The following is a 17,488-nucleotide window of genomic DNA, read 5'->3' as shown; positions in this document are numbered from 1 at the left end:
TGATGCGATGAAGCCTGCACGACGCCATCATCGGCAAGGTCTGCGATCACGACGCCCGGTAGCGCGTCCTCCCGGCGACGATCGTCTGGATCACACGGGCGTCGAGCAGGGACGCCAGCCCCTCGGTGAACGGATCGGTGTCGAGCACGATCACGTCCGCAGCGAACCCCGGGGCAATACGACCTCGCCAATCGCCGTCGCCGACGGACGCCGCGGCATCGCGCGTCGCGTGACCGATCGCGGCCGCCAGAGGGAGCGCGAACTGCGGATGGATGGCGCCCACGCTCCGATCGAGCGCCGAGGCACGAGTCGATGCCACGTACATGTTCGCCAATGCCTCGTGCGGGGCGGTCGGCGCATCCGTCGAGAAGGCCAGCAGCGCCCCGGCATCCTCGTATTCCGGCCATGGGAACGCACGGTCGACACGGTCGTCACCGAGCATCTCCGCCCAGTTCGCGAAGATCGCGGGGTCGCTGTGCACCGGCTGCATCGATGCGGTCACGCCGAGGCGCGCCATCCTCTCGGCCGTTCCGGGGGCCGCGTATTCGAGGTGCTCGATGCGGTGGCGTCGCGGGCGGTCCCCGTTGAGCGCGATGGCGTGCTCGATGGCGTCGAGTGCGATCTCGCTCGCGTAGTCGCCGATCGCATGCTGTGCGATCTGGAGGCCCGCGGCATCCGCTGCCACGACGACGGGATTCAGCTGCGCGACGGGCCAGATGGGCTCGGCGTTCGATCCATCGGCATACGGATGCCGCATCGCCGCGGTGCACGCGTCGATGACCCCGTCGAGGATGAGTTTGATGCCGACCACACGGAGCCAGGGAGACGAGGCGTCGCCCGCGAGCTCGGCCGCACGTGCGACCTGCGCAAGGTTCTCATCATCGTCACCTGTGTTCGTGATGATCCAGTGCGCAGCGACGCGGATCGGCAGCCCTCCCCCGTGTCGCACCTCAGCCCGCTGGAGCGCCGCGAGTCCGAACTCGTCGAAGGCCATGTCGATCGCGCCGGTGACCCCGGCGGCCAGGTAGGCGTCGATCACCCGTTCCACGTCCGCATCGCGGTCGGCGTCGGTGGTCGTCTCGTCCCGATGAGCCCAGGCGTACTGGGTCGCGGCGGTCTCGTAGAGCAGCCCGGTCGGCTCCCCCTCGGCATCCCGGGCGAAGTACCCGCCGATCGGATCCGGCGTCTCGCGGGTGATGCCGAGTTCCGCCAGCGCCGCGCTGTTGACCCAGCACGAGTGGTAATCGTTCGCGTCGAGGTAGACGGGGATGTCATCGACGACCACGTCGATCATCGCCGCTGTCGGAGCGCCATCCGGCACCGAGTCGAACAGCCATCCTCGGCCGCGCAGGACCGCAGCATCCGGATTCGCGGCCCTCGCCTCACGCAGCAGCGTCTGGATCTCGTCGAGCGAGCGCGCGGCAGTGAGCGGCACCTGTCCGAGCGCGGCACCTGCCATGAGGAGGTGGGTGTGGGCATCGGTGAACCCGGGAAGAACGAGTCGGCCCTCAAGATCGACCGTCTCGTCGGCCGCGGGGGCGCCCTCTGCTGTACCGACGTAGGCGATCGTCTCGTCATCGATCACGAGAGCCTCGGCCCAGGCGAGTGCCGGGTCCGGATCTGCGGTGAAGATGCGTCCGTTGAGGTAGCGGGTGATCACGGTCGACCGTCCTTTCCGAGAGGTGTGCGCAGCAGGCCGGCGTAGAGGACTGCGGCGACGAGCATGCCGACGGGCACGGAGAGATCGATGTACCCGGTGATCTCGGCGACCGGACCGCTCCAGACGCTCGTCGACAGGCACAGCGCGGTCGCGATTCCGCCGACGATGAGCGCGGTGATACCGGGAATGCTCCATCCCGCCGAGTACCAGAACCGGCCGCCGGGCCTGTCGTGGAAGAGGTCGACGCCGTCGTAGTCGTAGCGGCGCAGAATGACGTCGACGACGAAGATCGCCATTGCCGGCCCCGACACGACGACGAGGAACTGCAGCATGAGGTTCGCGGCTTCCACGAGGTTCGACGACAGCACGAGGTAGATCGTCAGTGCGGTGCCGACGACGCCGACGATGATCGCTGCCGGGATGCGGCGCAGGCGGAAGCCGATCGCCTGGAGGGCCATGCTCGACGTGTAGGCCGTCATGGCGTTGAGGGCGATCGTGTTGATGATGACGCCGATGACGAGCACCGGACCGAGCCATTCGGGCAGCAGAACCAGGAGGGCGACGTCGATGCCGGTCTCGAACGCTGCGACGCTCAGCCCTGTCGCCAGCAGCACGCCGACGGTGGTGAAGACGATGAAGGGGATGGCGCCCCCGAGGGCGGTCGCGGCGGTGATGTGCGAGGGCTTAGTGTCGCGCGGGAGGTAGCGGGCGATGTCGGGGCTGTTCATGAACGACAAGGGGGTCGAGGCGAGGATCGTGAAGCCGATCGAGATCGCCGACCAGAGGGCGGGTCCGCTCAAGGGCTCGGGGGCGGCGTATGCCCAGTCGACAGTCGGGAGGATGAAGGCGGCGACGACGAGGAAGATCACGAACAGGGCGGCGGCCATGTAGGGGTAGGCACGCAGGATCAGCCCATGACCGAAGATCGCGACGAGGATCGTGATGGCAGCGACGACCACCGTGACGCCGATCGGAACCCAGGTCGGGTCGTCCATGCCGGCGCGCCGCAGCAGGTCGGCTCCCATGAACGAGGATGCGAGCCAGGTCAGCGAAAGGAAGACCGCGCCGATGAACCAACCGACCACGGCGACGAAGAGCCGGTTGCCGAGGACTCCGTACATCGCGCGTGTCACGACCGAGCCGGAGGTGCCGGCTGCCGGTCCGCTTCCGGCGATGATCCCTGGCAGCACCCAGAGCAGCGACGCCGCGACGATGACGGCGATCGCCTGCCAGATCTCGAGGCCGAGCAGGATCAGCGACGCGCCGATCGTGAGGTTCAGGATGCTGACGCTCGGCGCCGCCCAGATGAGGAACAGGTCGCGCGCTCTACCGTGGCGTTCGGCATCATCGATCAGCTCGATGCCGCGCGTCTCCGGATGGGTTGCCGTGTCGACGGCGTCGGCACCGGCGGGGTGGATCTGGGTCATGGAGTTCCTTTCGGGAGGAGCGTCATTGCTGTCACCTTTGTTATTGGTCACATGCCCAATGGACTATTGGTCACTCATTCAATAGCATGGGTGGGGTGACGTCAAGCACTTCTTCGAGCACTGCTCCCCCGCGAACTCGCAAACCTCCGGAAGAGAGGCGGGAGGACATCCTCGCGTGCGCCGCGTCGATCGCGATCGAAGAGGGACTCGAGCGCATCACGCTCCGGGCGGTCGCAGCGCGACTGGGCGTGCGGCCAGGGCTGATCACGCACTATTTCCCGGTCGCGGAGGACCTGGTGGTCGCGGCCTTCGCCCGTGCCGCGGTGCTCGAGCGCGAGCAGTTCTTCACGTCAGGCGGCACTCCCCTGCAGAGGCTCGCCCACTTCGTGGACCACATCGAGCAGCGCCGCTCGCTTCCATTGGCGAAGCTCTGGCTGAACGCCCGGCATCTGGCGCGGTTCAGTCCGACGCTCGATGTCGAGCTGGAGGTGCAGGACGCCCTCGACCGGGAGCGCCTGACGGCCATGATCGTGGACGGCATCGCCTCCGGCGACTTCGGAGAGGTGGATGCCGAAGCGGCGTGCATCCGGATCCTGATAGCGGTGGATGGCGGTGGGTCCTATGTGAACGCCTCCCGGCAGATCGAGCATCCGGCGCATACGCAGGTCGTGGCGGATGTTGCGGAATGGGCGCTGGGGATGAAGAAGGGGACATTGCGGGAGGCTATTGACGCGGGGGCGTGAAAGTCTGTCGAGGAGCACCGAGCCTGGTTCTCGTGCGAAGCCTGCACGTGCCTTCGGGACAGGTGCGGCGCGGCAGGAGCGACGACAGCCCGCACCGGTAATCTGGCGGTGGCGTGGGCGATAGCCGGCGGAGTCAGGGGGGCGTGGATGAGGGCGTCAACGAGTAAGCGGACCGTGGTGTTGCACAGTGCTCACCAGCACCAGTTCGACGTGCCCGACAGGGACCTCGTGTTCTACGACCAGCCCTACGACACCGAGCAGCTGTCGCGCATCACCGATGTGCACCTGTGGTCGCCGCTTGATGGGCCTATCGATCGTCTCCCCGAGATCATCACTGCGATGACGAACTTGAAAGCCCTCAGCATCGGGCCGGGTCGGGTCCTCCCCGCTGTCGTCACCCAACTGCGGCAAGGCGATCTCCCCGAGAGTCTGGAAGAGCTCTTCGTGCACGTCGGCGAACGGACCCTGGTATGGCCAGATGTGGTGGTGCCGAACCTGCATACCCTCTACGTCGGCGAACCCTTCCGATTCCAGAACGAGCACTTCCCCGAACTCCGGGCGCTCTCCCTCTACCCGCAGAGGTCTCTGAACAATGTGAGGCAGGCGCTCGAACTGTCGCTCGAAGAGCTGAACCTGCTGAACGTGCCCACTGACGAGGAGATCTTCCGCCTCGTCGAACCCGTCGGGCTGCGCCGGCTCGGGCTGATCGGTGGACGCACGCTGAAGAGCCTCACCGGAATCAGTGCGCTCTCCCAAATGGAGTCACTGCGGCTGAAGAATCTCACAGCCCTGGGCGACGTCTCCGAACTGGCGACCCTGCAACGACTGGAAGTCCTGAACATCCAGTACTGCAAGAAGATCACCGGCATCGCGGCCATCAACGAACTCCCCGCCCTGCGCCGGCTCACCCTCGTGGGGTGCGGGGCTATCGGACTGAACACGATCGAGCAGAAGATGTCGACACTGGAATGGGCCAACACGGGCGCGACCACGTGACCGTCGGCCCCGAGAGACCGCTCGGTAGCCTGTAGAGCATGACGGGCCTCTTTCAACGTGCGGCCGGATGCTTGCAGGAAGCCGGTTGGACGCATGAGCCGCCTCTGCCCGCGAAAGACGGACTGCCCTCTGCGTTGCAGGCGGCGCCCGAAACGGTGATCCGCTGGGTATCCTCGTTCTCAGTTCTTTCGAGTTCAGACGATACGGTGTGGTTCTTGTCTCGCGACGACTACTCCCCCGGAGCGGAAGGCGCGTTCGCGTGGAACGAGCTGGAAGTGCTGAGCATCCAGGCCGCTACGACGGATGACGAGGCCGTCGAGGTTTCCCGTTTTTGGAAGCGCCACCTGCCCATCCTGCTTTCCGTTCGCAACGGATACGAGTACCTGGCGGTGCGAGACGATGGAGCAGTCGTCCACGGAACTGAACCAGAGTTCGAAGAGGCCGTTGTCGCTTTCCCGCACTTCGAGGATCTGCCGACGTACATCAGCTCGCGGCCAGCCCGACGGGACCACTTCGTCGATGAATTACTGTTCGGCGCCACCAGCAATCCCTGAAACTCCAACATGGATGTGAGTCATCGGTGCTCCCCTAGAAGTCGATGAAGCCGGCGACGACGTCGCGCACGATCCCGTCCGCACCCGGCGTGCCGTAGAAGTACACCGAGCCATATCCCCACAGATATTCTGCGATAACGTCTTCGAGTTCGCCCTCCACGGGCCAACCCTCTTCATCGATCTGGAAGAGGAATCGGTGCCCATCGGCGCGCACGGCGTCCGCGAAACGCAGGTTCCCCCTGAATCAAGACGGGTTCGTCATCGATCCGCACCAGAGCCGGCCTCGACGCGGCAGCTGGTCGTTCGACAAGCGCTATCGCACGCAGTCCCGGCCACCCGAGGTCGTCCCGCACTCCACGCGGCGAGTGTTCATGAATGATCGCCCGCATGGCCATGTCCGGATAGACGACATCCTCGTCTTCAATGCTGAAGCCGGCACGCAACACCACCGACACCTCACGGCGGCCCGTCCACGACGCGCAGACCGCGGCAAGAGTCAGCACATACCGGTGCGTCTCCAGAAGCGGATGCGTCTCGATCACTGACGGCGGAGCACCACCCAACCTCGCTCCGTCCGCGCGATCCGGCAAAGCGGGATATAAGAACACGGGCATGATGCCAGCCTATGGGCACCTCGAAACCGGCCACAGGTGGGAGGGCACTGCCTGCGGAGTGGCATCCCTCGACAGGTCGGGCTGACAGGATTTGAACCTGCGAACCTTTGACCCCCAGGCAGACGGTTCAGCGCAGATCCTTGGTTTTCCGGGGTTCCCTGCCCCTCAAGCGGCCTCATTTCACGTCATGGATTGCATGGTTTGCATGCACCAGATCCCGGCCAGGTCCCTGCTCTTGGTAGCCATCGGCAAACCCATCAAAGGGGTTCACGTGGGGTTTGTGGAAGCATCTCTGAAGAGCTCCACATTAGGAAGGCGCGCCCACTCGACCCCTAGTAGCCCCGACCAGGTCTCTTCGCCCTCTCGACCTGACGTTTCCTGTTTTAGCGGTGTGCTCCGCCGGAATGGTCAGCCACGGCTCTCGCACGGAAGCTCCGGTCCCTCGGCTTCAAGCGCAACGAACAGGACCGACGTCACCGATGAGATCGCTGTTGTTCTCAGGCTGCCGACCACTGTGAGGGAGTCGGCGTCGGCCCGCGAGTCACCTTCGCTGTCGCTGTAGGCAACGGCGCCGCGGCTGGTCGCAGCATCGACGCCGTCAACCCTGCCGCCATCAGCACCGCGACGAGGACGAGGATCAGCCACGCCTGTTTCGACGCGCGCGGGTAGGCATGACGGATGCTGCATCCGCCGTCGCGGACGCCCTTGAGCGGCGCCCGTCCATCACCCCATGGTCGGCTCGCGAGAGGATGCCGCAACTCGAAGACCTCAGCTGCGCTTGGCCGATCAGATGGCGCAGAGCTATCCCGCGGACGGGAAGGTCACCACGACGCGCAGACCTCCACCCGGGCGGGCGGCCAGCTTGAGGATGCCGTGGAAGCGGGTGACGATCGCCGACACGATCGACAGCCCGAGACCATGCCCCTTCGCCGACGTCGTGGACCGGCGACCGGCGGCGCGCGTGAACGGCTCCGCGAGCGCGGTGACGGCATCCGCTTCCAGGATCTCGCCGCTGTTCTTGACCTCGAGCAGCGCGGACCCGTCCGCGGCCGTGCGCGTGATGATCGTGAGGAAGCCGTCGAATGCGGCGTTGTGCCGGATCCCGTTCTGCACGAGGTTGCTGACGAGCTGTCGCGCCAGCACCGGCTCACCGTCGAAGTGCGCAGGCTGCAGATCGAGCGTCACCGTGACGCCGGCCTCGGCCGCTTCGTCGGTGCAGAACTCCGCGACCTCGGCGACAACCCTGGCCAGGTCGATGCGCTCGCCCGCGACTGTCGATGCTTCGATCTGCGCAAGGCCGAGCAGGGCTTCGGCCGTCTCGATGCTGCGCTCGTTCATCGCTCGCAGCCGAGCGAACAGAGCGCGCTCGGTTGCATCGTCGCGTTGGGCGATCGCGACATCGAGCATCGCCCGAGTAGTGGCCAGCGGGGTGAGCAGTTCGTGCGATGCGTTCGAGGCGAACCGCTTCGAGGCGGCGAAGGAGCGCTCGAGCTGCGCGAGCATATCGTCGAAGTTCATCGCCAGCTCGGAGATCTCGTCCCGCGGCCCCTCGAGCCGGATCCGCTGCGCGAGGTCGCCATGCGCGGCCTTGCGGGCAGCGCCGTTGATGTACTGCAGCGGCTTCAGCATCCGCCCGGCGACGGCCCAGCCGACGGCGATGCCCACGGCGGCGAGCACGATGAGCACGGCGATGGAGACGATCAGCAGCAGGTTGAGCATCTGCTCGGTCGAGGTGATCAGGATCTCGGAGGCCGGAGTGGTCGATGCCGCCGTCGTGCCCTCGGACGACTCGGGCAGCGGCGTCGCGATGCCCGGATCCGAGGGCTCGGCCGGGAAGGAATCGGACGGCACGAGGGCGTATGTGGGCACGAAGCGCATGACCAAGTAGACGATCGTGAGCATAACGAGTCCGGCACCGGTCAGCAGGGCGGAATAGGTCAGCGCCAGTCGCGTGCGGACGGTGGCGCGGTAGCGCCGGGTCTGGGGCTCAGTCGTGGTCTGTGATGGCATAGCCGACCCCCGGGACCGTGGTGATGATGCTGTGCTCGCCGAGCTTGCGGCGCAAGTTGCTGATGGTCACTTTCACCGTGGCGGTGAAGGGGTTGGCGTTCTCATCCCACGCCTTCTCCAGGATCGTCTCGGCACTGACGACGCCGCCGTCGGCGCGCAGGAGCAGCTCGAGCACGGAGAACTCCTTGCGGGTGAGCTGCACGAACCGGCCGTCGCGGGTGACCTCGCGGCGGAAGGGGTCTAGACGCACGCCGCGCTTCTCCAGCACGGGCGGGAGCGCGGTGAACGCGCGACGGTTCAGCGCGCGCAGCCGGGCGATCAGCTCAGGGAACTCGAACGGCTTGGCTAGATAGTCGTCGGCGCCGAGCTCGAGCCCGCCCACACGATCATCGAGCGCGCCCGCCGCGGTCAGCATGAGAACGACGGGACTGCTCGGGTCGGCGGCCAGAGCGCGACAGACATCGTCGCCATGCACACCCGGGATGTCGCGGTCCAGGAGCACCACGTCGTAGTCGTTGAACTCCACTGCGGCGAGCGCGGCATGCCCATCCCCCACGATGTCCGCCGCGATCGACTCCATCTCCAACCGGGTGCGGATGGCGTCGGCGAGGAACTCTTCGTCCTCCACGATCAGCACGCGCATGCATTCCTCCTCCGGTCCGTGATCTCCGCCCCGATTCAAGCAGACCGCAGGTTGGAGAAAGGTAAAAGGGACGCTTTACCCCCTCGCAACCACGTGTTTGGTGAGGTGGGATCAGCCAGGTCGTCCGACCGCGGCCGAAGTCCCAAGGAGCAGCCCATGAGATTCCTCACTACCCCCCGCAGTCGTCGCGTCACCACTGGCGTCCTCGCCCTCGTCACCGGCACGGTGCTCGCGCTCGGACTGTCCGCGTGCGCACCGGCCGGCGGCGCCGAACCCGAACTCAAGTCGGACGATCTGGAATCCTCGATCGTCGAGTGGCGCCAGACGATGGACAGCTGCATGCTGAAGGCCGGCTTCGACCTGGCTCAGACGTCCGCGGACGGCGAGCCCTCCGACTCCATCGACACCTCACAGTGGGACATGGCCGAGTTCGACAAGGCCTACGCGGCGTGCACCGCCGAGGTCGGCGAGGCGCCCGTCGATGACAGCCTGCCCAGCGAGGACGAACTGTTCGAGTCGCAGCTGATCTTCGCCTCGTGCATGCGCGAGCTCGGCTACGACTACCCGGACCCGGTCAAGGGCTCGGGCGGCATGGGACAGGCGTTCGGCCCGGAGACGAACGGCGACGACGTAGACACCTGCACCGAGAAGGCCAACCAGCCGGTGGGATCCAAATGAGCACGGACACCACACCGACCACCGCGCGTCCTCGGCGCAAGCGCGCGCTGCTGCTAACTGGCCTCGGCGTGCTCGTCGTCGCGGCGATCGTCGCTGCCGTCGTGCTCGTCCAGCGACCGTTCTCGGCGCAACCCAAGGATGACAAGGTCTCGGTGGAAACCGCCACCGTCACCCGCGGCGAGCTGACCGAACAGCTGCGCGCGCAGGGCACACTCGGATTCTCCTCGCTCCGCGACATCGGCACGACCCTGTCGGGCATCGTGACCGGGGTTCCGGCCGGCGGCACCGTCATCACGGCCGGACAGGAGCTCTTCCGGATCAACGACTCCCCCGTCATTCTGCTGCACGGAAACCTTCCCGTTTGGCGCGCGTTTAGCGAGGAGATGACCAACGGTGCGGACGTCCTGCAGCTCGAGACGAACCTCGCCGCGCTGGGCTTCTTCGGTCGCACCCCGGACGCGCAGTTCACGTGGCACACCATCGACGCGATCAAGAAGTGGCAGAAGTCGCTCGGCCTGGAGCAGACCGGGATGATCGAGGACGGCCGGATCATCTTCTCCCCCACCGATGTGCGCATCCAGTCCACGAAAGCCGCCGTCGGCGCCGGCGCGAGCGCGGCCATCGTCTCGGTCACCGGCACCTCCAAGCAGGTCCTGGTGTACATCGACACCGCTGACCAGGCCATCGCCCCGGTGAGCAAGAGCGTGACTGTCGCGCTCCCCGGCGGAGTGGAGACGACCGGCACCATCGCCACGGTCGGTGCGCCGGTCGAGCGCGACGGCGCCAATGGGAAGGCAGTGAAGATCCCGGTGACGCTGACCCTCGATGACCCGGCCGTCGCCGCGGACCTCGACAACGTGACCGTGAGCATCGTGCTCACGCAGAGCAAGGGCACCGATCTGCTCCTCGTTCCCGTCACGGCCCTGCTGGCTCAGCCGGGCGGCGGATTCGCCGTCGAGGTGACTGCCGGAAAGTCGGGCAAGACGAAGCTCGTGCCCGTCGAGCTCGGCGCCTTCGCCAGCGGCCTGGTGGCCGTCACAGGCGGGGGCCTCGCCGAGGGCGACAAGGTCGTGGTGGCCAAGTGAGTACCCCGATCGTGCAGCTGCGCGGCGTGACGCGCAGCTACGGCTCCCCACCCACCGTGGCCCTCAACGGTGTCGACCTGACGATCGAGGAGGGTGAGATGCTCGCGATCGTCGGGCCCAGTGGTTCGGGCAAGTCCACGATGCTCAACATCATCGGGTCACTCGACCGCGCCTCCGCCGGCAGCACCGAGATCGCCGGCAACGACGTCATGCGCATGAGCGATAATGAGCTCTCCGCGCTGCGCGCCTTCGCCATCGGGTTCGTCTTCCAGCAGTTCCATCTGTCGGACGGCGTCACCGCGCTCGACAACGTCGCGACCGGCCTTCTCTACACCGGCATGCCTCCCCGCGAGCGCCGTCGGCGGGCGGCGATCGCCCTCGAACGCGTCGGTCTGGGCGACCGGCTGCACCACCACCCGCGCCAGCTGTCCGGCGGCGAGCGCCAGCGGGTAGCCATTGCCCGCGCGGTGGTGGGTGAGCCGAAGCTGCTCCTCGCCGACGAGCCGACGGGCAGCCTCGACACCAAGTCCGGGGCGGGCGTGATGCAGATACTCGGCGAGCTGCACGACGCGGGCACCACGGTCGTGGTCATCACGCACGATCAGGGCGTCGCGGCGGGAATGCCCCGGCGGGTCCACATCAGTGACGGCGAGATCGTGTCCGACGAGCGGGAGGTGGCGGAATGAGCCTCTACCGGCGTTCCCGCCTGCGCCCCGCCGACCTGTTCGCCCTCGGGTTCCACGGGCTGCGGGCCCGGCCGCTCCGGGCGGTGCTGTCCTCGCTCGGCATCGCCATCGGTATCGCAGCGATGATCGCGGTCATCGGCATCTCGACCTCCAGCCAGGCGCTGATCAAGGAAAAGCTGGCCGCGCTGGGCACCAACCTGCTCACGGTGACCGGGGGCACCGACATGCTCGGTGCGCCGGCGCCTCTGCCCGAGGATGCCGTCGCCCAGGTCAGACGGATCCCCGGTGTACTCAACGCGAGCTCGACGAGCACGCTGGACAAGGTCAACATCTACCGCAACGCGGAGATCGAGCGTTCGCGCACCGGCGGGATGACCGTCGCGGCGGCGGATCTGGACCTCCTGGCGGCGACCGGCACCACGATGCTCACCGGCGTGTGGCTCAACGAAGCCACGGCGCAGTTCCCGACCGTCGTGCTGGGGCGCGCCGCTGCCGAAAGACTCGGCATCCAGAATGCGGGTTCGCTCGTCTGGCTCGGTGAGCGTCAGTTCACCGTGGTCGGCATCCTCGACTCGTCGCCGCTGGTGCCCGAGCTCGACTCGGTCGCCTTCATCGGCGAGCCGATCGCCCGCCAGGCGTTCGGCTACAAGGGCAATCCCACGATGATCTACGAGCGGTCCGAGGAGGACCGCGTGGCGGAGGTGCGCACGCTCCTGCCACCCACGATCAGCCCGCAGTCCCCGAGTGAGGTGAAGGTCAGCCGCCCCTCGGACGCCCTCGCGGCCAAGAACACCGTCGACCAGGCGTTCACGGGGCTCCTCATCGGCGTCGGTTCAATCGCGCTGCTGGTCGGCGGCATCGGAGTGGCCAACACCATGGTCATCTCGGTGCTCGAGCGTCGCCGCGAGATCGGCCTGCGCCGGTCGCTGGGCGCGACCAAGCGCCATGTCCGCGAGCAGTTCCTCTTCGAGGCGATACTGCTTTCGGCATATGGCGGGATCGCCGGTGTCGCTCTCGGCTGGATCATCACGGCGGTCGCCGCCAAGGCGAACGGATGGGTCGTCGCGATCCCGCCCGAAGTGCTGGTCATCGGAGTCGCGGTCACGGTGGCCGTCGGGGCCGTCGCCGGGCTACTGCCGGCGGTGCGCGCCGCGCGCACGTCCCCGACGACAGCGCTCAACGCATAGTCCGGGGAGGGGGCCGTCGGTCCCCTCCCCCGGACACAGCCACGGGGCTTCCGAGCGACACCCCCGGTGCTGCGAACTCCACCGCCCGCGCGTCGAAAGCAAGCCCTGTGGACGGTCACCATACCCTCGTCATCCTCACCGAAGAGGGACAAGAGAACCTCAACCAAACGACCCCCGAGCACGTGGGCACACTCAACCGACTCATCCTCTCGCCGTTGATGGCGTCGCAGAGGGGCAGCTACGCGAGATCAAACGCCGAATTCTGCGCCCGTACGAGGAACTTTTACCCTGATGACCGGCATTTTGGCGTCGACGGCAGAGCACGCGAATGCGATTCTTGCGGGTTGCTCCCTTTGGGTCCCCGCGCCACAGCGCGACGAAAAGCCGACTCCACGCCGATGAGCTCGCAAGCGATCAAAGCAGATTGGCCCAGCTATCAAAGCTCGCTGAAGAAACGACAAAGGCCTGATCAAACTTGCGTCTGATCAGGCCTTTTTGGTCGGGCTGACAGGATTTGAACCTGCGACCCCTTGACCCCCAGTCAAGTGCGCTACCAAGCTGCGCCACAGCCCGTTCTCCTGCACTCGCGCGCAGGCAACTCCCCTATCTTAGCCTCACCTCGGGGCCCTCCGCGAACAGGCTGGTGCGTTGCGAGTGTCGGATGCTCGGCGTAGCGTCACGAGCATGGTGACGATCACGACAGAGGTGGCGACGACCGCGCGGTGGGACGACGTTCAGCATGCCCTCACCGGCGGCGGCGACGGCGCTAGTTGCCAGTGCATCTGGCCGGTCCTCAGCAACAAGGACTGGAATGAGACGACGACACCGCAGAGGACGGAGATGCTCCGGGAGGAGATCGCCAGCGGTCCCCCACCCGGAATCATCGCCTACGTCGACGGAGAGGCCGCCGGCTGGATCCGCATCGGTCCGCGCACGCGGCAGGCCCGCATCCCTCGCACGCGCATCATCGCCGCGGCGAGCACTGAGCCCTTCGACGACGACACCGTATGGGCGGTCACCTGCTTCGTCGTTCGGCGCGAACACCGTGGCAGCGGCCTCAATCTCGAGTTGCTCCGGGCTGCCGTCGAGTTCGCGCGCGAATCCGGCGCTCGTGTGATCGAGGGGTACCCCGTCGTCACCGGCGGTGAGAAACAACCATCCAACGACCTTTTCCACGGAACGCTGGGAACGTTCGTCGAAGCCGGATTCACAGAGAAGACCGAACTCAAGCCGGGCCGAGCTCTGGTCACGCTCGAATACTGATGAGCGAGTCCGCGCTGCCAGCATCCATGGGCAAGGTCGCACGACGCGAACTCGCGCTGCACGGGTTGACGAGGCTCGAACAGTTCGACGGCGTCTCTGCGAAGGAACTGCTCGCGATTCACGGCGTCGGGCCGAAGGCGATCCGCATCCTGAGCGCGCATCTGGAACCCGAAGGACGGCGCCTCGCGCCGTGAGCCAGGCCACACGTCCGTCGGGCACGCGATCGCCCTACGATGAGAGGATGCAGCGCGGCGCCCTCCTTTCACCGATCCTGTGGGCGTTCGTTCCCTACGCGGTGATGTCGTTGCTCCACGTCGCACTGCTCGCCTTCGACAATCCACTCGCGACGCCGACCAAGCTCAGCCTCATGCCGCTGTTGGCACTTCCTGTTCTGATCGCAGCTCCACAACTGCGCCCGAAGGCAACGATCGCTTTCCTCCTCACCGCCATCGGCGCGTCGTGGCTCGGAGACGGCGCCGCCTCCTTCTTCCCCGCGGCGCCCGAGCTGCCCCTCATGCTGGGATTCTTCGGCATCGCCCACCTCGCGTACATCGCCCTGTTTCTCGGCCTGCTGAAGCGCCGCAGACTCCCGTGGTGGACCGTCGTCTACGTCGCCTGGTGGATCGCCATGATCGCGACACTCGGCCCGCACACCGGCGGACTCCTCATCGCAGTCGCGGCATACGGTCTCGTTCTCGCCGGCACCGCCGCGTTTGCCGCATGGTGCCACCCGCTCATCGCCACAGGCGGAGCGTTCTTCCTCGCCAGCGACACGCTCCTCGCATTTCAGCTCTTTCTGCCCGACTCCCTGCCTGCGTGGAGCAGCCCTGCCATCATGCTGACCTATACGCTCGGACAAGGACTGATAGTCGGCGGTGCCCTCCTCGCCCTGCACAGACGGAGCACCCAATCATGAACGCCGCACGTGTCGACAGCTGGCTCTGGGCCATTCGCGTCTACAAGACCCGTTCCGCAGCGACGACTGCATGCCGCGCCGGGCATGTACGCGTGAACGGCGAGAAGGTGAAGGCCGCGCAGCAGGTGCGCATCGGAGACGAGCTGCGCATCAGGATCGCTGGATTCGACCGGATCCTGGTGGTTCGTCAGCTGCTGGTGAAGCGTGTCGGCGCACCCGTCGCCGTTGCGGCATATGAAGACCGGACGCCGGAACGCGAACCTCAGGCCGCCCTCGGTCTCCGCGATCGTGGAGCCGGTCGACCCACGAAGCGCGAGCGACGAGACATCGATCGTCTGCGAGGGCGCGAAGACTTTACGGACTGAAAGTACCGACCACCTCTTCCCACATTCGAACATATGTGCGATACTGGAGCATGGTCAGTTTCACTCCGGATGACGTCGAGCAGCGTCAGGTGCTGCTCGACTCCTGGGTGCAGACGAGGCGTGAAATCGCCGCGCTTGAAGCGCGAGCGGCGGGGCTGCTGAACGAGCGGCTGGGGGTGCTGGATGCGGATGTGCGTGAGTCTCCGTTCCACCGCGATGCGATCCACCGGTCGATGATCGCGGAGTACTCCGCTGCGGGACACGTGTCCACAGGCAGCGTTGAGTACGCGTTCACCGACACCCGTGATCTACACGACTGGTTGCCTGTGGCACGTACCGCGTTCGAGGCTGGGGAGATCACAGCGGCGCACGTGCGAGAGATCGTCCGCGCCGGCGGCATCGTCCGCGAGGCTGTCGTCGAGGGGCGAGTGGATGCTGAGACCCTCAGCCTCTTCGACACCGCTGCGACCGTCGCCGCCACCGGAGACACCCCCGCCCGCACCCGGGCACTGGTTCGCCAGATCGCGGCTGCCCTCGCCGGAGAGACCCTCGTCGACCGGCACGCCCGAGCGAAGAGCGAGCGCGCAGTCACGATACGTCCGGCCGGTGACGGCCTCGCCCTGCTGATGGTCGTGCTCCCGGAATACCTGGCCACCGCGATCGTCGACCGTCTCACCAGGCTCGCGCATGAGATCATCGCTGCCCGCGACGATCAGGAGCCCGCTCTCGATCCCGATCTGCTCGACGACGGACCCGACCCGATCTACGAAAGCGACATCGACCCCAGCGTCGGCTTCGGCGCTCGCCCCGACGTCGACTTCGATTCCCGCGCCGGTTCAGGCTCGAGCGCCGTCTCCGACTTCGACTCCAGCGCCCGTGCAGACTCCCGCGCCGGCGCAGACTCCCGTGCCGGTGACGACTCCCGTGCCGGTGACGACTCCCGTGCCGGTGAAGACTCCGGCGCCTTCGACTCTGGCGCAGACACCGTCGCCGGCGCGATCTTCGGTGAGTCCGACACCTTCACCACTGATCCACATCCCGAGCTCGCCGCCGTCCGCTTGATCGACCCGCTCACAGATCCCGCCCACAGCCTCGACATCGAGCACTACCCTGCCGACACTCGCGGGATCGACGAGATCCGCGCCGACCTGCTCACCGATCTGCTCCTTGCCTCCGACCCGACCGCCGCTCATGGCACGGGACTCGACAACATCACCGCCCGAATCCAGGTCACCGTCGCCGCGACCACCATCGCCGATGCCGACGACCGCCCCGCAGAACTCGACGGGCACGGGCCGCTCCATCCGGATGCCGCGCGGGCCCTCGCCGGGGGTTCGAACATCTGGACACGACTGTTCACCGACCCCACAGGCATGATCACCGAAACCGATACATATACTCCGACCGCGAGCATGCGACGACATCTCCGAGCCCGAGATCAGCATTGCCGATTCCCCGGCTGCCGCATGCCTGTCCACCGGTGTCAGGTCGATCACAATCACGACCACGCCAAAGGCGGAAAGACTGCGCTCTGCAACCTCGCACACTTCTGCACCGGTCACCACGTGCTCAAGCATCCCGACGTCGATGAGCGACACCGCTGGAACGCCCGCCTTCATCCTGACGGCAGCATCCGATGGACCAGCCCGCTGGGCAACACCTACGTCGACTCTGCGCCCCGGCGCGTCATGTTCGTCTGAAGCACGCACCCGGCACGACGGCGCCGATCGCGGGGCCGGAAGCCCCACCAAACGTGAGCGACGAGGCATCGATCGCCTGGGCGGGCGCGAGCATCCCGCGGATTGAGGGCGACGGATCTCGATTCCTCTTCCGAGTTTCGAATGTTATTCGCGTGAGCAGGACCGTCAGTGTGGTCTGCGATCTCACCATGCCGACTCGTCTCCCCGGTTCTCCACGGCACGTTCAAGTGACACTTCCTCAGCATCATCGCCGTTCCAGGCCAGAAGCCAATCCGGGCATGGAGCATCGACGAGTGTGACTTGCTGCGTAGCGAAGTCGGCTCGAAGAACACCGCAGCCGAAGACGTCGGTCGATTCGCTGTACATGCCAGAGTTCACCGACCCCATCGAGGGCACGAAGATGTCGATAGTGGCCGCGGACGCATCGCTGGTGAGTCCGTAGATGGCTTTGTCCCTCCGAACCCCCTCGACCGATTGCGCTGATGGGTCGAGAAACACGTACTCGACGACGGGCGACAGATCTTCCGGTGAGACGATACCGTCCGCAGCGAAGGCTTCGGCGGCAAGGCTTGTAGCAAAGTAGTCGACGCCGATGACGATTCCTGCCTCTGCCTCGTTCGCTGATTCGCCGACTGATGAACTGAACCACGCGCAACCGCTGAGAACGATGACACAGGCTAAGCCGACAGTCGAACCGAGCAGACGCCGCTGGCGGCTCACAAGCGAAATTTGCCGTGCCATGTCTGCGTCGCTCCTCCAGGACAACCGGCGGTCAGGCTCTCGCCGACTGCCGAGGCGCCGGGCTTCTCAACTGGCACGCCCAGTGGCTCGGCGGGCCGAACCGAACCGCGCAAAGCGATCATCCAATACTCCTGCCGTTTCAGGCTTCGTCGTCAGAGCGCCTCTCAACGTTCGATGGATTCCAGCCATCCAATTCACGTTCGACACGCTCGTGATCCGC

Annotated in this window: 19 protein-coding genes and 1 tRNA gene; 12 read left to right on the top strand and 8 right to left on the bottom strand. The window is 66.3% G+C overall.

The window, feature by feature from the left end; translation table 11 throughout:
- Positions 1–46: 46 nt before the first annotated feature.
- Entirely contained in the window at positions 47–1,660 is a 1,614-nt protein-coding gene (locus tag LTA6_RS13700) for an amidohydrolase (RefSeq protein ID WP_407358084.1), read from the bottom strand.
- Positions 1,657–3,087 (bottom strand): purine-cytosine permease family protein, encoded by a 1,431-nt coding sequence (locus tag LTA6_RS13695; RefSeq protein ID WP_407358083.1) that lies wholly within the window; start codon positions 3,085–3,087, stop codon positions 1,657–1,659. Before LTA6_RS13695 ends, LTA6_RS13700 begins: the two co-directional genes overlap by 4 nt.
- 86 nt (positions 3,088–3,173) lie before the next feature.
- On the opposite strand from LTA6_RS13695, the gene LTA6_RS13690 reads away from it, so the two are divergent.
- The 3 genes from LTA6_RS13690 (at position 3,174) to LTA6_RS13680 (ending at position 5,380) form a co-directional block, all read left to right on the top strand.
- Positions 3,174–3,830 (top strand): TetR/AcrR family transcriptional regulator, encoded by a 657-nt coding sequence (locus LTA6_RS13690; RefSeq protein WP_407358082.1) that lies wholly within the window; start codon positions 3,174–3,176, stop codon positions 3,828–3,830.
- Positions 3,831–4,004: 174 nt separating this feature from the next.
- Entirely contained in the window at positions 4,005–4,826 is an 822-nt protein-coding gene (locus LTA6_RS13685; RefSeq protein WP_407358081.1) for a hypothetical protein, read from the top strand.
- Between the two features lie 38 nt (positions 4,827–4,864).
- Positions 4,865–5,380 carry a hypothetical protein gene (locus LTA6_RS13680; protein WP_407358080.1) on the top strand — a complete coding sequence of 172 codons (516 nt, stop codon included), beginning with the start codon at positions 4,865–4,867 and terminating at the stop codon, positions 5,378–5,380.
- 34 nt (positions 5,381–5,414) lie between these two features.
- Here the strand turns inward: LTA6_RS13680 and LTA6_RS13675 are convergent, their stop codons facing one another.
- The 4 genes from LTA6_RS13675 to LTA6_RS13660 form a co-directional block, all read right to left on the bottom strand.
- Complete coding sequence (locus LTA6_RS13675; protein WP_407358079.1) at positions 5,415–5,540, bottom strand: hypothetical protein; 126 nt, start codon at positions 5,538–5,540, stop codon at positions 5,415–5,417.
- A gap of 951 nt (positions 5,541–6,491) precedes the next feature.
- On the bottom strand, positions 6,492–6,752 hold the full coding sequence (locus LTA6_RS13670) for a hypothetical protein (protein WP_407358078.1): 261 nt from the start codon (positions 6,750–6,752) through the stop codon (positions 6,492–6,494).
- A 43-nt stretch (positions 6,753–6,795) separates the two neighbouring features.
- Positions 6,796–8,004, bottom strand: a complete 1,209-nt coding sequence (locus tag LTA6_RS13665; protein ID WP_407358077.1) for a sensor histidine kinase — start codon at positions 8,002–8,004, stop codon at positions 6,796–6,798.
- The gene (locus LTA6_RS13660; protein ID WP_341974289.1) at positions 7,982–8,647 is read right to left on the bottom strand and encodes a response regulator transcription factor; all 666 of its coding nucleotides are present in this window, start codon (positions 8,645–8,647) and stop codon (positions 7,982–7,984) included. Before LTA6_RS13660 ends, LTA6_RS13665 begins: the two co-directional genes overlap by 23 nt.
- Before the next feature lie 156 nt (positions 8,648–8,803).
- Between LTA6_RS13660 and LTA6_RS13655 the strand changes: the two genes are divergently transcribed.
- Genes LTA6_RS13655 through LTA6_RS13640 form a run of 4 tightly spaced genes read left to right on the top strand, consistent with a single transcriptional unit; the run spans position 8,804 to position 12,283 of the window.
- Positions 8,804–9,325 (top strand): hypothetical protein, encoded by a 522-nt coding sequence (locus LTA6_RS13655; protein ID WP_341974288.1) that lies wholly within the window; start codon positions 8,804–8,806, stop codon positions 9,323–9,325.
- Positions 9,322–10,410, top strand: coding sequence for a peptidoglycan-binding protein (locus LTA6_RS13650; protein WP_407358076.1), 1,089 nt, complete (start codon positions 9,322–9,324; stop codon positions 10,408–10,410). The genes LTA6_RS13655 and LTA6_RS13650 overlap by 4 nt, the downstream gene beginning before the upstream one ends.
- Positions 10,407–11,096 (top strand): ABC transporter ATP-binding protein, encoded by a 690-nt coding sequence (locus LTA6_RS13645; protein ID WP_341974286.1) that lies wholly within the window; start codon positions 10,407–10,409, stop codon positions 11,094–11,096. Before LTA6_RS13650 ends, LTA6_RS13645 begins: the two co-directional genes overlap by 4 nt.
- The gene (locus tag LTA6_RS13640) at positions 11,093–12,283 is read left to right on the top strand and encodes an ABC transporter permease (RefSeq protein WP_341974285.1); all 1,191 of its coding nucleotides are present in this window, start codon (positions 11,093–11,095) and stop codon (positions 12,281–12,283) included. The genes LTA6_RS13645 and LTA6_RS13640 overlap by 4 nt, the downstream gene beginning before the upstream one ends.
- 496 nt (positions 12,284–12,779) lie before the next feature.
- On the opposite strand, the gene LTA6_RS13635 is transcribed toward LTA6_RS13640, so the two are convergent.
- A tRNA-Pro gene (locus LTA6_RS13635) sits at positions 12,780–12,856 on the bottom strand.
- A gap of 111 nt (positions 12,857–12,967) precedes the next feature.
- Between LTA6_RS13635 and LTA6_RS13630 the strand changes: the two genes are divergently transcribed.
- From LTA6_RS13630 to LTA6_RS13610, 5 genes are read left to right on the top strand one after another with little or no spacing between them, the layout of a single operon-like run.
- A complete protein-coding gene (locus LTA6_RS13630; protein WP_341974284.1) occupies positions 12,968–13,546 on the top strand; it encodes a GNAT family N-acetyltransferase in 579 nt (192 codons plus the stop codon).
- Positions 13,546–13,740 carry a hypothetical protein gene (locus LTA6_RS13625; protein ID WP_341974283.1) on the top strand — a complete coding sequence of 65 codons (195 nt, stop codon included), beginning with the start codon at positions 13,546–13,548 and terminating at the stop codon, positions 13,738–13,740. Before LTA6_RS13630 ends, LTA6_RS13625 begins: the two co-directional genes overlap by 1 nt.
- 47 nt (positions 13,741–13,787) lie before the next feature.
- Complete coding sequence (locus tag LTA6_RS13620; RefSeq protein WP_407358075.1) at positions 13,788–14,462, top strand: lysoplasmalogenase family protein; 675 nt, start codon at positions 13,788–13,790, stop codon at positions 14,460–14,462.
- Entirely contained in the window at positions 14,459–14,827 is a 369-nt protein-coding gene (locus LTA6_RS13615) for an RNA-binding S4 domain-containing protein (RefSeq protein ID WP_341974281.1), read from the top strand. The genes LTA6_RS13620 and LTA6_RS13615 overlap by 4 nt, the downstream gene beginning before the upstream one ends.
- A 50-nt stretch (positions 14,828–14,877) precedes the next feature.
- On the top strand, positions 14,878–16,527 hold the full coding sequence (locus LTA6_RS13610) for a DUF222 domain-containing protein (protein WP_407358074.1): 1,650 nt from the start codon (positions 14,878–14,880) through the stop codon (positions 16,525–16,527).
- Positions 16,528–16,710: 183 nt separating this feature from the next.
- Here the strand turns inward: LTA6_RS13610 and LTA6_RS13605 are convergent, their stop codons facing one another.
- On the bottom strand, positions 16,711–17,268 hold the full coding sequence (locus tag LTA6_RS13605; RefSeq protein ID WP_407358073.1) for a hypothetical protein: 558 nt from the start codon (positions 17,266–17,268) through the stop codon (positions 16,711–16,713).
- Positions 17,269–17,488 lie beyond the last annotated feature (220 nt).

It is taken from the genome of Microbacterium sp. LTA6 (assembly GCF_045690355.1).
Taxonomy (GTDB): domain Bacteria; phylum Actinomycetota; class Actinomycetes; order Actinomycetales; family Microbacteriaceae; genus Microbacterium.
This window is presented reverse-complemented; position numbering and strand designations above follow the sequence as displayed.

Coding starts and splice junctions, on each gene's coding strand:
- LTA6_RS13695 (WP_407358083.1), bottom strand. CDS start 3,087: ATGACCCAGATCCACCCCGCCGGTGCCGACGCCGTCGACACGGCAACC.
- LTA6_RS13690 (WP_407358082.1), top strand. CDS start 3,174: ATGGGTGGGGTGACGTCAAGCACTTCTTCGAGCACTGCTCCCCCGCGA.
- LTA6_RS13680 (WP_407358080.1), top strand. CDS start 4,865: ATGACGGGCCTCTTTCAACGTGCGGCCGGATGCTTGCAGGAAGCCGGT.
- LTA6_RS13665 (WP_407358077.1), bottom strand. CDS start 8,004: ATGCCATCACAGACCACGACTGAGCCCCAGACCCGGCGCTACCGCGCC.
- LTA6_RS13660 (WP_341974289.1), bottom strand. CDS start 8,647: ATGCGCGTGCTGATCGTGGAGGACGAAGAGTTCCTCGCCGACGCCATC.
- LTA6_RS13655 (WP_341974288.1), top strand. CDS start 8,804: ATGAGATTCCTCACTACCCCCCGCAGTCGTCGCGTCACCACTGGCGTC.
- LTA6_RS13650 (WP_407358076.1), top strand. CDS start 9,322: ATGAGCACGGACACCACACCGACCACCGCGCGTCCTCGGCGCAAGCGC.
- LTA6_RS13640 (WP_341974285.1), top strand. CDS start 11,093: ATGAGCCTCTACCGGCGTTCCCGCCTGCGCCCCGCCGACCTGTTCGCC.
- LTA6_RS13630 (WP_341974284.1), top strand. CDS start 12,968: ATGGTGACGATCACGACAGAGGTGGCGACGACCGCGCGGTGGGACGAC.
- LTA6_RS13625 (WP_341974283.1), top strand. CDS start 13,546: ATGAGCGAGTCCGCGCTGCCAGCATCCATGGGCAAGGTCGCACGACGC.
- LTA6_RS13620 (WP_407358075.1), top strand. CDS start 13,788: ATGCAGCGCGGCGCCCTCCTTTCACCGATCCTGTGGGCGTTCGTTCCC.
- LTA6_RS13615 (WP_341974281.1), top strand. CDS start 14,459: ATGAACGCCGCACGTGTCGACAGCTGGCTCTGGGCCATTCGCGTCTAC.
- LTA6_RS13610 (WP_407358074.1), top strand. CDS start 14,878: ATGGTCAGTTTCACTCCGGATGACGTCGAGCAGCGTCAGGTGCTGCTC.
- LTA6_RS13605 (WP_407358073.1), bottom strand. CDS start 17,268: ATGGCACGGCAAATTTCGCTTGTGAGCCGCCAGCGGCGTCTGCTCGGT.